This is a genomic window from Microbacterium sp. SLBN-146, assembly GCF_006715145.1.
GTDB lineage: Bacteria > Actinomycetota > Actinomycetes > Actinomycetales > Microbacteriaceae > Microbacterium.
On sequence record NZ_VFMR01000001.1, the window covers coordinates 3441873 to 3456012 of the forward strand.

The 14140-nt window shown below is 69.2% G+C and carries 11 protein-coding genes; 5 read left to right on the forward strand and 6 right to left on the reverse strand.

From position 1 onward, the window contains the following. Positions 1–114 precede the first annotated feature (114 nt). The gene (locus tag FBY39_RS15615) at positions 115–1575 is read right to left on the reverse strand and encodes a GuaB1 family IMP dehydrogenase-related protein (RefSeq protein ID WP_141933484.1); all 1461 of its coding nucleotides are present in this window, start codon (positions 1573–1575) and stop codon (positions 115–117) included. Between the two features lie 179 nt (positions 1576–1754). On the opposite strand from FBY39_RS15615, the gene FBY39_RS15620 reads away from it, so the two are divergent. Then, on the forward strand, positions 1755–5489 hold the full coding sequence (locus FBY39_RS15620) for a multifunctional oxoglutarate decarboxylase/oxoglutarate dehydrogenase thiamine pyrophosphate-binding subunit/dihydrolipoyllysine-residue succinyltransferase subunit (protein ID WP_141933486.1): 3735 nt from the start codon (positions 1755–1757) through the stop codon (positions 5487–5489). Positions 5490–5498: 9 nt separating this feature from the next. Here FBY39_RS15620 and FBY39_RS15625 read toward each other — a convergent pair whose 3' ends face one another. Next, positions 5499–7061: a glycerol-3-phosphate dehydrogenase/oxidase gene (locus tag FBY39_RS15625; RefSeq protein ID WP_141933488.1), complete on the reverse strand. Its 1563-nt coding sequence runs from the start codon at positions 7059–7061 to the stop codon at positions 5499–5501. Then, positions 7058–7636 (reverse strand): TetR/AcrR family transcriptional regulator, encoded by a 579-nt coding sequence (locus FBY39_RS15630; RefSeq protein ID WP_141933490.1) that lies wholly within the window; start codon positions 7634–7636, stop codon positions 7058–7060. The genes FBY39_RS15625 and FBY39_RS15630 overlap by 4 nt, the downstream gene beginning before the upstream one ends. A gap of 34 nt (positions 7637–7670) precedes the next feature. On the opposite strand from FBY39_RS15630, the gene FBY39_RS15635 reads away from it, so the two are divergent. After that, the gene (locus tag FBY39_RS15635) at positions 7671–9317 is read left to right on the forward strand and encodes an FAD-binding oxidoreductase (protein WP_141933492.1); all 1647 of its coding nucleotides are present in this window, start codon (positions 7671–7673) and stop codon (positions 9315–9317) included. Continuing rightward, entirely contained in the window at positions 9314–10216 is a 903-nt protein-coding gene (locus FBY39_RS15640; RefSeq protein ID WP_141933494.1) for a diacylglycerol kinase, read from the forward strand. The genes FBY39_RS15635 and FBY39_RS15640 overlap by 4 nt, the downstream gene beginning before the upstream one ends. Positions 10217–10235: 19 nt before the next feature. On the opposite strand, the gene FBY39_RS15645 is transcribed toward FBY39_RS15640, so the two are convergent. Next, complete coding sequence (locus FBY39_RS15645) at positions 10236–10898, reverse strand: response regulator transcription factor (protein ID WP_186336967.1); 663 nt, start codon at positions 10896–10898, stop codon at positions 10236–10238. 280 nt (positions 10899–11178) lie between these two features. Here FBY39_RS15645 and FBY39_RS15650 point away from each other — a divergent pair, with 280 nt between their 5' ends. After that, positions 11179–12363 (forward strand): sensor histidine kinase, encoded by a 1185-nt coding sequence (locus FBY39_RS15650; RefSeq protein ID WP_141933496.1) that lies wholly within the window; start codon positions 11179–11181, stop codon positions 12361–12363. Between the two features lie 92 nt (positions 12364–12455). Then, positions 12456–13109 (forward strand): GPP34 family phosphoprotein, encoded by a 654-nt coding sequence (locus tag FBY39_RS15655; RefSeq protein ID WP_141933497.1) that lies wholly within the window; start codon positions 12456–12458, stop codon positions 13107–13109. A gap of 41 nt (positions 13110–13150) precedes the next feature. Here the strand turns inward: FBY39_RS15655 and FBY39_RS15660 are convergent, their stop codons facing one another. Together FBY39_RS15660 and FBY39_RS15665 are read right to left on the reverse strand one after the other, a co-directional pair. Further along, the gene (locus FBY39_RS15660) at positions 13151–13393 is read right to left on the reverse strand and encodes a zf-HC2 domain-containing protein (RefSeq protein ID WP_141933499.1); all 243 of its coding nucleotides are present in this window, start codon (positions 13391–13393) and stop codon (positions 13151–13153) included. Next, positions 13390–13992 carry a sigma-70 family RNA polymerase sigma factor gene (locus tag FBY39_RS15665; RefSeq protein WP_141933501.1) on the reverse strand — a complete coding sequence of 201 codons (603 nt, stop codon included), beginning with the start codon at positions 13990–13992 and terminating at the stop codon, positions 13390–13392. The genes FBY39_RS15660 and FBY39_RS15665 overlap by 4 nt, the downstream gene beginning before the upstream one ends. Positions 13993–14140: the final 148 nt, after the last annotated feature.

Here is a 14140-nt window from a genome sequence, read left to right on the forward strand (position 1 = left end):
CCGTCGACTAACCGGCATCTCGCCGACCCACCCCGTTAGATGCGCGCAACGACGGGGTGTCTCGGCGACAAGCCGGTTTCTCGACGAGGGGTCTGGACGAGGGGGCGCGGGGCGTCACCAGCTGACGGGGAGCGCCTTGCCCTCTTCGTATCCGGCGGCGGACTGCAGGCCCACGCGGGCGCGTTCGTGGAACTCCGCGACGGAGGAGGCACCCGCGTACGTGAAGGACGACCGAACGCCCGATGTGATCATGTCGAGGAGATCCTCGAGGCCCGGTCGCAGCGGATCGAGGTAGATCTTCGACGAGGAGATGCCCTCCGCGAAGAGCTCCTTGCGCGCGAGGTCGTAGGGGTCCAGCCGCCCGAAGCGGTCGTGCACGGCCTTCGTCGAGGCCATCCCCCACGATTCCTTGTAGGCGCGCCCGTTCTCGTCCGTGCGCAGCTCCCCCGGAGCCTCGATCGTGCCGGCGAACCACGAGCCGATCATGACGGATGCCGCACCCGCCGCCAGAGCGAGGGCGACGTCACGCGGGTACCGCACGCCGCCGTCGGCCCAGACGTGCGCGCCCATGACCCGAGCGGCCTCGGCCGTTTCGAGTACGGCGGAGAACTGCGGCCGACCGACGGCGGTCATCATGCGGGTCGTGCACATCGCGCCCGGTCCGACACCGACCTTGAGGATCGTGGCGCCGGCGGCGACGAGATCGTGCGCGCCTTCGGCCGTCACGATGTTGCCCGCGGCGATGGGGATGCCGAGATCGAGCTGCGAGACCGTGTGAAGCGCGCGGAGCATCCCCTCCTGGTGTCCATGCGCCGTATCGACGACGAGGACGTCGACGCCCGCGGCGGCGAGCGCCTTCGCTTTCGAAGCGACGTCGCCGTTGATGCCGACAGCAGCCGCGACGATCAGACGACCGTCCGCATCGACCGCGGGCCGGTAGAGCGTCGAGCGCAAGGCACTGCGCCGCGACAGCGTTCCGACCACGTGCCCGTGGTGGAGGACGCAGACCGTCTCGGCTTCCGCCGCGACGAGGAGGTCGAACGCGTGACGGGCGCTCTCGACGTCCTCCGCGTCGATCGAGGCGGTGCGGCCGCGCGCAAGATCGCCCAGACGCGCGTCGGGCAGGGCGGTCCCGAGCCTCGAGGCCGGAACGATCCCGAGGACCTCGTCGATCCCGAGCGCCTCGCCGCTCGACCGCTCGGCGACGACGATCCCATGGCCGTCGGTCGCGGGCATGAGCCGCGAGGCATCCGCGACGGTCGCGTCGGGCGGCAGGACGAGAGGCGTGTCCCACGGCACGGGCTGGGACTTCACCCAGCGGATCGCCGCATCGAGTTCCTGGAGAGGCATGTCCTGCGGCAGCACCCCGAGTCCGCCGCGGCGCGCGAGGGTCGCCGCGAGGCGAGCGCCCGTGACGGAGTTCATGTTCGCCGAGACGAGGGGGATGGTCGCTCCCGTGCCGTCCCCCGGGGAGAGATCGACATCGAGGCGGCTCGTGATCCCGGAGCGTCGCGGAACGAGGAAGACGTCGGAATACGTCAGATCGACTTCGGGCTCTGCACCGTAGAACTCCATGTCCATCAAGGGTAGTGACACTTCCTGTGCGGCGGGGGGTCGGCGATCTCCCAGGCACGGGATCCTGATCGGCCCGGAACCGCGGCTCAGACTGGGTTAGGCTTAACAGTCGTGTGCGAGGGCGGTCGGATGTCTCGCATGCGTCCCACGACTTCACCGACGAAAGCAGGCGATCCAGCGTGTCGAGCCAGGTGACGGGCCTCGGGGTTTCGAACGAAGGAGAGTTCGGAGCGAACGAGTGGCTCGTCGAAGAGCTGTACGAGCAGTTCACGATCGACCCCAACTCCGTCGACAAGGCGTGGTGGCCCATTCTCGAGGCCTACCGCCCGGTCGACTCCGGCAAGGCGGAGGGCGCCGCACCGGCGTCCACTCCCCCTGCCCCCGCAGAGGAGAGGCGCGCTGAACAGCCTGCGCCTCCCGCACCGTCGCCCGACGCGCACCCCATGACGGCCCCTGTACCCGTCATCGGCACCCAGCCCGTGGCGCGGACGACGACGAGGCCCGCTGCCGCGCAGCCGATCCCGGCGCAGGCGCCCAAGGTCGTCCCGTCGACGACCGACGAGAGCCCCGAGGCCGACAAGGTCACGCCGCTGCGTGGGCTCCCGAAGACGCTCGCGGCGAACATGGACGAGTCGCTCACGGTTCCGACCGCGACGAGCGTCCGGACGGTTCCCGCGAAGCTCATGATCGACAACCGCATCGTGATCAACAACCACATGTCCCGCACGCGCGGCGGCAAGGTCAGCTTCACGCACCTCATCGGCTGGGCGCTCATTCGGGCCCTCAAGGAGTTCCCGAGCCAGAACGTTTTCTACGCCGAGGTCGACGGCAAGCCGTCCGTCGTCGCCCCCGCGCACGTGAATCTCGGGATCGCGATCGACCTTCCCAAGCCCGACGGGACCCGAGCTCTCCTCGTTCCGAGCATCAAGCGCGCCGACACGCTGACGTTCAGCGAGTTCCTCGCCTCGTACGAAGACCTCATCAAGCGCGCCCGCGGCAACAAGCTGACGGCGGCCGACTTCCAGGGCACGACGCTGTCGTTGACCAACCCCGGCGGCATCGGCACGGTGCACTCCGTCCCGCGTCTCATGACGGGACAGGGATGCATCGTCGGTGCGGGTGCGCTGGAGTACCCCGCCGAGTTCCAGGGCTCGAGCGAGAAGACCCTCGTCGAGCTCGGCATCGGCAAGACGATCACCCTGACGAGCACGTACGACCACCGCGTCATCCAGGGCGCGGGCTCGGGCGAGTTCCTCAAGAAGGTGCACGAGCTGCTCATCGGCCAGCGCGACTTCTATGAAGAGATCTTCGCGGCGCTGCGCATCCCGTATGCGCCGATCCACTGGGCGAGCGACATCAATGTCGACCTCGCGGAGCGCGTCGACAAGACGGCGCGCGTGCAGGAGCTCATCAACTCGTTCCGTGTGCGCGGCCACCTCATGGCCGACACCGACCCGCTGCAGTACCAGCAGCGCACGCACCCCGACCTCGAGATCGAGAACCACGGTCTGACCTTCTGGGACCTCGACCGAGAGTTCGTGACGGGCGGTTTCGGCGGCAAGCGCCAGATGAAGCTGCGGGAGATCCTCGGTGTCCTGCGCGACTCCTACTGCCGGACGATCGGCATCGAGTACATGCACATCCAGGACCCCGGCCAGCGCGCGTGGTTCCAGGAGAACGTCGAGGTCAAGTACCAGAAGCCCGGTCACGACGAACAGCTGCGCATCCTCGACAAGCTGAACCAGGCCGAAGCCTTCGAGACCTTCCTCCAGACGAAGTACGTCGGACAGAAGCGCTTCAGCCTCGAAGGCGGCGAGTCGCTCATCCCGCTTCTCGACGAGATCCTTCAGGGGGCGGCCGAGGCCGGCATGGACGGCGCTGCGATCGGCATGGCCCACCGCGGACGACTCAACGTCCTCACGAACATCGCCGGAAAGACGTACGGCCAGGTGTTCCGCGAGTTCGAGGGCTCGGTCGCGATCGGATCCAAGAGCGGCTCCGGCGACGTCAAGTACCACCTCGGCACCGAGGGCACGTTCGTCGCCGACGGCAAGTCGGAGCTGCCGGTCTACTTGGCCGCGAACCCCTCGCACCTCGAGACGGTCGACGGCGTGCTCGAAGGCATCGTGCGCGCCAAGCAGGACCGCAAGGCCATCGGCACCTACGCGTGGCTCCCGATCCTCGTGCACGGCGACGCCGCGTTCGCCGGTCAGGGCGTCGTCGTCGAGACGCTGCAGATGTCGCAGTTGCGCGGGTACCGCACGGGCGGAACGATCCACGTGGTCGTCAACAACCAGGTGGGCTTCACGACGACCCCCCAGGATGCCCGCAGCTCGGTCTACGCGACGGATGTCGCCAAGACGATCCAGGCCCCGATCTTCCACGTGAACGGCGACGACCCCGAAGCCGTCACGCGCGTCGCGCAGGTCGCGTTCGCTTACCGCGAGCGTTTCCACCGCGACGTCGTCATCGACCTCGTGTGCTACCGCCGTCGCGGCCACAACGAGGGCGACGACCCGTCGATGACGCAGCCCCTCATGACGAACCTCATCGAGGCGAAGCGCTCGGTCCGCCGCCTGTACACCGAGTCGCTCGTCGGTCGCGGCGACATCACCGAGGAAGAGTACGAGAAGTCCAAGCAGGACTTCCAGAACCGCCTCGAGATCGCGTTCGCCGAGACGCACGCGGCCGAGACCGGTGCGTCGTCGGTCGTGTCGACGGATGCCGTCGTGGAGCCGGCGATGGGAGAGCCCGAGACCACAGGCGTGACCCGCGAAGTCGTGCACCTCATCGGCGACACGTTCGTCAACAAGCCCGAAGGCTTCACGGTCCACACGAAGCTCCAGCAGCTCCTCGACAAGCGCCTCGACATGAGCCGCAACGGATCGATCGACTGGGGCTTCGCGGAGCTCCTCGCGTTCGGCTCGCTCCTCCTCGAGAAGACGAACGTCCGCCTCGTCGGTCAGGACGCGCGACGCGGCACCTTCGTGCAGCGCCACTCCGTGCTCCACGACCGCGCCAACGGGCAGGAGTGGCTGCCGCTCACGAACCTCTCCGAGGATCAGGGACGCTTCTGGGTGTACGACTCGCTCCTCAGCGAGTACGCCGCGATGGCGTTCGAATACGGCTACTCGGTCGAGCGCCCCGACGCTCTCGTTCTGTGGGAAGCGCAGTTCGGCGACTTCGCCAACGGTGCACAGTCGGTCATCGACGAATACCTCTCGTCGGCCGACCAGAAGTGGGGCCAGCAGTCGAGCGTCGTCCTGCTCCTCCCCCACGGCTACGAAGGTCAGGGCCCCGACCACTCGTCGGCTCGCATCGAGCGGTATCTGCAGATGTGCGCACAGGACAACATGACGGTCGCCCGGCCGTCCACCCCGGCGTCGTACTTCCACCTCCTGCGACGCCAGGCATACGCGCGGCCGCGTCGTCCGCTCATCATCTTCACGCCGAAGGCGATGCTGCGCCTGCGGGGCGCGACGAGCTCCGTCGACGCCTTCCTGTCAGGACGCTTCGAACCCGTGCTCGACGACGACCGTGGCATCGACCGGTCGGCCGTGACCCGCGTCCTCCTCCACTCCGGCAAGATCCACTGGGATCTGCGCGCAGAGCTCGAGAAGAACCCGAATCCGGCCGTCGCCCTCGTCCGGCTCGAGCAGTTCTACCCGGCGCCGATCGACGAGCTCAATGCCGTCATCGACACGTACCCGAACGCCGAACTCGTGTGGGTGCAGGACGAGCCCGAGAACCAGGGCGCGTGGCCGTTCATCGCTCTCGAGGTCGTCAAGCACCTCAACGGGCGCGCGATCCGGCGGATCTCGCGGTCGGCCGCAGCGTCGACGGCGACGGGGTCACCCAAGGTGCACGCTCTCGAGCAGGCTGCGATCCTGCAGGAGGCGGTCGGACGCGGCTGAGCCTCGCGCTCAGATGTCGATCGGATCCACGGCGGCGCGTGCGAACGCGGATGCCGCGGCATCCGTCGACGCCTCCGCGTCGGCCGTGACGAGCCCGAGCCTCGTCCGTCGCTCTAGGAGATCCTGGATCGTGAGAGCGCCCTCGACACGGACGCCCCACTCCAGTTCTCGAGCCGTGACACCGCGTGCGGCGGGCGCGCCATCGGCAAGCGATGCCACGAACGGCGCCTCGGCTCCGTAGCGGCGGACCCATCGTGGCGGCGCGACGATCTCGGCGATCCGGTCCCTCGGCCATGCTCCGACGAGCGGCAGCGTCCTCGTCCGGGACGCCGGAACGGCGCCGTCTGCGAATCGGAGATCAACCGCCCTGTCGACGCCGTCTTCGGCCATACGTCGGTAGGTCGTGAGCTTCCCGCCCACGACACTGATGATTCCGTCTGCCGACACGACCGTCGCGTGGCGACGCGAAAGGTCGCTCGTCTCGCCCTCGGCCGCGGATGCCAGCAGCGGCCGGAGACCCGAGAAGGTCGCGAGGACGTCGTCGCGACCGAGCGGATGCCGCAACGCGACGTTCACGGTATCGAGGAGCATCGCGATCTCCGCCTCGGTCGCCTGCGGCTCATCGACGGGGAGTCCGTCAGCGGGCACATCCGTCAGTCCGATGTAGGCGCGACCGTGGGGTGCGGGGACCGTGAACACGAAGCGGCTCGAGGATCCCGGCACCGGCACGGTGAGAGACACATCGGCATCCGCGAGCCTCGCGCCGTCGACCACGAGGTGCGTGCCGCGACTGGGCCGGAGGCGCACGGCGGAGTCGAGCTCCCCCGCCCAGACGCCCGTCGCGGCGATGACCGCGCGCGCAGCGACGGTGATCTCGGCACCCGTGACGAGATCACGGAGCACTGCCCCCTCACCCGTCGCCGACACCGCCTCGACGCGTGTCAAGACGGACGCGTCATATCCGGCCGCCGTCCGCGCGACGGCCACGACGAGCCGCGCGTCGTCGAAGAGCTGACCGTCCCACCCGCGCAGCCCGCCTCGCAATCCGTCAGGTTTCAGCGCCGGCATGAGGCGCAGGATGTCGTCCCGTCCGACCACGCCAGGTGATCCGAGCACGGCATTCGGGGTACCGACGACGCGCCGGAGCCCGTCGCCCAGACCGTACCCGAGGCCGACGTAAGCGCCCCGCGCGACGTGTCCCGGGGCGTAGAGGGGAAGCACCTGCGCGAGTGGTCGCGTGAGGTGAGGCGCGAGGCGCGTCATCAGCAGGTGCCGTTCGAAGGCGCTCTCGTGGGCGATCGCGAACTGACCGGATGCCAGGTAGCGAAGGCCGCCGTGGACGAGTTTGGAACTCCACCGGCTCGTCCCGTGGGCGAGGTCGCGCCGCTCGACGAGAAGCGTCTTCAGGCCCCGGGACGCGGCATCCAGCGCGATTCCGGCACCCGTGATCCCGCCGCCGATCACGAGGACATCGACGACGGGATCGTGCGCGAGGGCGTCGAGCTCGCGAGCACGCCGGTGCGCATCGAGCGCCGATGACACCGGCGTCCGCCCGACGATGCGCGGACTCATGAGCGATCCGTCGCGAGGTATCCGCCAAACGCGTGCCCGAGCTCTTCGCGCCAGTGGTCTCCGCTCAGCCACTCCGCGACGAGAGGCGCGGACTGAACCGCGGACTGCGCGATGAGCAGGACCATCGCGGCGATTGCTGACGGATCCCCGCTGCGGACGAATCCATCGGACTGCCCGTCGGCGATGCGGCGCCGGAGCTCATCGTGGATGGCACGCTGGCTCGTTCCGATCCGCTCGAGGATGTAGCGCGCGAACAGCTCCGGATCGGTCTCGCGGAGCCTTTCCACAAGCGGCATCCGCCGGACCTCGTCTGCCGTGTCGACGAGGAGCGTCACGAGCGCGGCGAGCGACGCGGCTCGCGGCGCCGCACCGGGGAGCGCTCGGACGAGCTCGCGCGTCACGAGCGCCGCGAACACCGACTGGGCGTCGGGCCAGTAGCGGTAGAGGGTCTGCCGGGAGACGCCGGCGCGCCGGGCGATGTCGGAGGCGGTCGTCCTCCGGATGCCGTGCGCGAGCACCTCGGCGTGCGCGGCATCCAGAAGCGCCGTCGCAGTATCGGGGACCCCATCGACCATGTGACAAAGATACAGAATGTGTCATACTGTCGCCATGTCTGCGACGATGCCGTCGACGCCCGCACGGGAGCCCCGAACTCCGCTGGCCACTCCCTCACCAGCGCCACGCTCCGAGTGGGATGCCTGGGGAGATCGGCCGTCGCCGCTGCCCGTCGGCGCGAAGGCGTTGATCACGACCCTGCTTCCCGGCAAGCCGCACCCCGTCCCCCGCCGTCCGCGGCCGCGCCTCACCGCGAGCCGCTTGACCGACGGTGACACGGATGCTCTCGCCGCCGTGGTCGGATCAGAGCACGTCCGCCGCGACGACGACGGACGTCTGCTGCACCTCGGCGGGAAGAGCACTCTGGACCTCTTGCGGCGTCGGCTCGTCGATCCGCAGTCGGCGCCCGACGCCGTCGTTCGACCCTCATCGCATGACGAGGTCGCGGAAGTGATCTCGGTGTGCGACGCACGCGGGATCGCCGTCGTCCCCTTCGGCGGCGGAACGTCCGTCGTCGGTGGCGTCGACCCGACGGGAGGGCCGCACAGCCGCGTCATCTCGCTCGACCTCGCGCGCACCGCTGCCCTCATCGATCTCGACGCGACATCGCTCCTGGCGACGTTCGGGGCCGGAACGACGGGGCCGCAGGCCGAGGAGATGCTGGGGGCGCGCGGCTTCACCCTCGGCCACTTCCCGCAGAGCTTCCACTACGCAACGATCGGCGGGTTCGCCGCGACCCGTTCGAGTGGTCAGGCCTCCCGTGGATACGGACGATTCGACGACATCGTCCATGGTCTTCGCATCGCGACCCCCGTCGGCGACCTCGATCTCGGGCGCGCCCCGGCGAGCGCCGCGGGACCCGACCTGCGCGAGCTGTTCCTGGGCTCGGAGGGTGCGTTCGGCGTGCTGACCGAGGTGACCGCCCGCATCCGGCCGCTCGCCACCGCGACGGGCTACGGCGCGTGGACCTTCCCCGACTTCGCCTCCGGCGCCGCGGCTGTGCGCGAGGCGACGCAGTGCGGCATCCGTCCCACGGTTCTGCGGCTCAGCGACGCGACCGAGACGACCGTCAATGCGACGCTCGGCGGTCACTTCACGCGCCTGCGCGGATGCCTCGCGATCGCCACGTTCGAAGGGCGCACCGACGCAGAAGCGCAGGCGGTGCGAACGTCGCTCGACGCGGTCTTCGCGCGGCACGGCGGAAAATCCCGCGGCGAGGACCCCGCGCGATCATGGGAGCGCGGTCGCTTCGCGTCTCCGGCTCTGCGGGACACCCTCCTGGACGCCGGCGTCCTGGCAGAGACCCTCGAGACGGCGACGACCTGGTCCCGGCTCGCCGGCCTCAAGACGGCCGTGACGGACGCACTCACCGAGGCCCTCTCCGCGACGGGCACGAAGCCGCTCGTGCTCTGCCACATCTCCCACGTCTACCCCGCGGGCGCTTCGCTCTACTTCACGGTCGTCGCGGCCCTCACGACGACCCCCATCGAGCAGTGGACGGCAGCGAAGGATGCCGCATCACGCGCCATCGGCAGCGCGGGCGGGACGATCACGCATCACCACGCCGTCGGCCGCGACCACCGCGACTACCTCGAAGCGGAGATCGGGTCCCTGGGCGTCGCCGTTCTGCGCGCCGTCAAGCGCGAGCTGGACCCGCGCGGCATCCTCAACCCCGGCGTCCTCGTGGAAGCCGACGGATGACCGTCGCGCTGCTGGTCAATCCGGCCGCACGCGCCGGGGCGCACACGGGAGCCGCGCCGCGGGCGGCCGAGTTGCTGCGAGATCACGGGATCCAGACGACGATCGTCAGCGGCGGAAGCGCGGCGGAATCGAGCCACCTCCTCCGGACGGCGATCGAGCTCGGCGCGGAAGCCGTCGTCGTCGCGGGCGGCGACGGAACGGTCGCTCTCGCCATCCAGGAGGTCGCGAGAACCGGCATCCCCCTCGGTATCATCCCGACCGGTACGGGCAACGACTTCGCCGCGATGCTGGGACTCGCCGAGCTCGATGTCGCGGCAGCGGCGGACGCCATCATCGGCGGACGCACGCGGGATGTCGACCTCGCGCGGGTGACGCGCGACGACGGCACGACGGCGTACTTCGGTTCCGTCCTCGCGAGCGGCTTCGATTCCCGCGTGAACGACCGCGCCAACGCCATGCGCTGGCCGCGCGGCGGCTCTCGGTACAACATCGCGATCCTGATCGAGTTCGCGAGGCTCGCGGGCCTCCCCTACGAGGTCGACCTCGAACTCGCCGACGGCACGTCGCAGCGCATCGTGGGTGACCTCGTCATGGCGACGGTCGCGAACGGTCGCACGTATGGCGGCGGCATCCCCATCGCCCCCGACGCCGATCCGACCGACGGACTCCTCGACGTCGTCCTCGTCCGCCCCGCGGGAAGGATGCGCCTGCTCCGACTGCTCCCCCGTGTCTACCGTGGCACCCACACGAACGTCGCCGAAGTATCGGTCTCCCGCGTCCGCGCGGTGCGGCTGGCCGCGCCCGGGGTGACGGCGTACGCCGACGGGGATCCCATCGGCGCCCTTCCCCTCACGATCGATGTCGCCCCCGGAGCCGTCCGCGTCTTCCTCCCGCGCTGACGACGGACCCTTCGCCGGATCACTCGAGGCGCACGAGCCCCGCTCGAACGGCGCGGATCAGCACCTGCACGCGGTCACGGACGCCCCACTTGGCCATGACACTGCTCAGGTGGGACTTCACCGTCGCCTCCGACACGCCTGTGCGCTGTGCGATCTCGGCGTTGGACAACCCCTCGGCGACGAGTTCGACCATCTCGGCCTCACGAGGCGTCAACTGCTCTCCCTCGGCCAGCGGTGCAGACGGTTCCGGTGATGAGGATGACGCGACCGACGAGACCAGCAAGGACGTGACGGCGGGCGAGAGCACCCGGAGCCCCCGATGCGCCTCGCGAACAGCGGCCACGATGTCGGCGGGATCGGAGTCCTTGAGGAGATAGCCGGCCGCACCCGCGAGCAGCATGGGAAGAATCGTGTGGATCGATCCGAACGTCGTGACCGCGAGCACGCGGGTCTCCGGAGACTCCTTGCTCAGCCGCGCCGTCGCCGCCACCCCGTCGAGGTTCGGCATCTGGATGTCCATCAGGACGACGTCCGGGCGGTGAAGACGCACCTTCTCGATGGCATCCGCCCCATCGACGGCCGTCCCGACGACCTGAATGTCCTCCGCCTCCTCGAGAAAGAGGGTCAGCGCGCGACGGAGGAGATACTCGTCATCGACGACGAGGACGAGTATCGGGTTCACGAACCAATCCTAAGAGTGGGACAACGTCGCGCAACGATCTGCGGCCACGTCCCCCAACGAAAGGCGGAGACATCACCGCCGTTGGGGCGATGCGCCGAAGGCCCGTCGCCTGGAAGGATCATCCTGTCGGTAGTCGCCCGCACCCGGAGAGGAGGACAGCCATGTTCGCTTCTTCGATCTGGACCGCGCTCTGCAAGCTGCTGCGCGCCTGCAGCTGATCCCGAGACACGTCTCTCGGCTTCCCGCCCCGTCCTGGTCCGACGGGCGGGATAATGAAGCGATGATGCGCCGCTCCTTCGCGCGACTGCGCGCCCTCCGCCCGTTCTGGGCGGCCCAGCGGCCGACGCGCGTAGAGCGTTGGGCGCTCATCGTCGTCGTCGCGGTGGCGGTCGCGGCATCCGTCTCCCTCGGCTTCGTGGAGGGATTCGACGACCCCCGCGAGTTCACCCTCGAGATGCTCCTCACGCTGGCGTTCGTCCTGACGCTGTGGAACGCGTCACTCACGGCGCTCGCGCTGCTCGTCCTGATGGGACTCTCGCCGCTCCTGCACGCGCAGCAGGTCGCACTGCTCGCTCTCGCCGTCGGATGCCTCGTGGTCGTGCGGTACTCCTCGGCATGGGCCCAGGCGGCCTATCTCGGCATCTTCCTCGCGGTCGCGGCAGCCGTGCACGGTCTCGACCCCGCGACGGGCTCCGTCGCGACGCTCAGCGCGGTCCTGCTCGTCGCCGCGGCGGCGAGCGCGACCGGAGTCGTGCTGCGGGCGCTCGTGATGAGGGCGACCCGCACGCGAGAAGAGCTCCTCGATGCCCGCAGGATCAACGCCGACCTCGTACAGGAGGAGCGCCAGCGGATCGCCGACGACCTGCACGACGTCGTCGCCCACGACCTCACGGTCATCGCGATGCACGCGCGCCTCCTCGAGCGCACCGACGACCCCGTCGAGCGTGAACGATCCGAGCAGGCGATCCTCGCCTCGGCACGCCAAGCGCTGGTGGACCTCCGGCGGGTCGTGAGCTTGGCATCCGACGACGTCGCAGATGGGCCTTCGACGCTTTCGGGAGGACTCGCCGTCGTGGTCGAGGACTTTCGGGCCGGACTGGAACGAGCGGGGTACGACGTCACGGTCGACCTGGATCAGCCCGCGACGGAAGAGCTCGACCGCCTCACGGTCAGCGCGATCGAGAGGACGATCCGCGAAGCGGGGACGAATATTCTCAAGCACGCCCCTTCGCCGGAGCGGGTGTCGCTGAGTCTGCAGTCCATCGACGGCGCGGTGCGGCTGCGGATCTGGAACTCCCTGAGCAGACGCGCGAAGACGTCGCTCGTGCCGAGCGGCGGTTACGGGACCGCCCGGATGAGAGAGCGGATGGGTCTTCTCGGAGGCGGATGCTCGGTCGGACCACGCGACGACGGATGGCTGCTGGACGCATCCGTACCCGTGCGCGATGTGCCGACTCCGGCGTGAGACCCCCTACTTTCGGCGGACGAGGTCGTCCCTTCGTCGACTAGCTGGGGATGCGGCCGGATCCTTAACCTCGAAGGTGGGGAAGGAGGAGTATGACCCGATCTGTCGCGGAAGAACTCCTCGTCCTGACCGCAGACGAGCGCGGACGGCTGCAGCGCACCGAGGTCACCGAGGCGCTGGTAGGCGGAGCTGTGCTCGCCGAGCTCATCGTCACGGGCGTCGTGTCGATCGAACCCACCGGGCCGGACGCGAGCGTCGTTCGGGCGACGTCGGCGTCGGATGCCGCGCGGCTCGGCACGGCCGTGGATGCCCTGTCGGGGAGCGCGGTGCTGACACCCGAGCTCGTCGAGATCGTCGGCTGGGCCGCGTACGACGTCGAGGTGGAGCGTCTCCTGGCGTCGGGAATGCTCGTGCACGAGCCGACGCGGTTCCTCGGCCTGGTCCCCCGCGTCTACCTTCGACTCGTCCAGGTCTCCGCAGCGGAGGACGCGTGGGCGGATCTCCGCCGCGCGATGGGCGATCCGGACGGAATCGACCGCCGAATCGCGACGATGATCGCGCTGCTGGACGGCGTCGGCGCCCTCGACGACATGATCGGAACCCGGGCTTCCGCCATCCGACCGCGGTCCTGCGGGACGCCCGCCTCCGAGAAGGTCGCGGGGCTCCTGCGCGAAATCTCCAGCGTCGCAGGAGCCGCGAGCGCGGCTGCCACGGCCGCCGCGGCCGCCACGCCGTCGCTACGCTGATCTCCCGAGCGGGAGGCTCAGTGCTCTCCCGATCGGGAAGATCAGTGCGTCGCTTGGACGGCGCGGAGCCGGGCGAGGACCTGGTCGCGCAGTTCCTCCGGAGCGGTCTCCTTGCAGGCGCGCGCGACCACGTCGGTCAGCGTCTGCGCGACGAGCGCCTCGTCTCGGCATCCGGGACAGTTGTCCAGGTGCTCCTTGATATCGGAGTGCTCCGTCTTGCACACCTCGTTGCGCAAGTACTCCTCGAGGTCGCGCCTGGCCTTCTCGCAGCCGCAGTCCGTCATTTCTTGCTCCTCGTGGCGGGCGCGGTCTCGATGCCGCGCTCCTTCGCGTAATCGGCCAGCAGCTCACGAAGCATTCGCCTGCCACGGTGCAGACGGCTCATGACGGTGCCGATGGGGGTCTTCATGATGTCGGCGATCTCCTGGTAGGCGAAGCCCTCGACGTCGGCGAGGTACACCGCCAGCCGGAAATCCTCGGGGATCGACTGCAGCGCGTCCTTCACGACGGACGCCGGCATGTGGTCGATCGCCTCCGCTTCGGCAGAACGCGTGCTCGACGCCGTCGTGGACTCGGCGCCGCCGAGCTGCCAGTCCTCGAGTTCGTCGATCGTGCCCTGATAGGGCTCGCGCTGCTTCTTGCGGTAGGTGTTGATGTACGTGTTCGTCAGGATGCGGTAGAGCCACGCCTTGAGATTCGTGCCCTGCGTGAAGGTGCGCCACGACGCGAACGCCTTGACGAACGTCTCCTGAACGAGATCTGCAGCATCCGCGGGGTTGCGGGTCATGCGCATCGCCGCGGCGTACAACTGGTCCATGAAGGGCAGCGCCTGCTCTTCGAACTGCGTGCGGGGGTCTTGCGCGACATCTGGCTGCTCGCTCATCACCCGCAAGTCTACGGCGGGCTCCCGCCACGCCTGTTCGAGGCTGTGCAACGACGCCTCGTCGGTCGCACGTTCGAGAATCGCGGTCACGTGCACTCCCGTCTGATCGGATGTCCTCCGCGGCGGTGTCGACGCGGTTCAGTAGGGT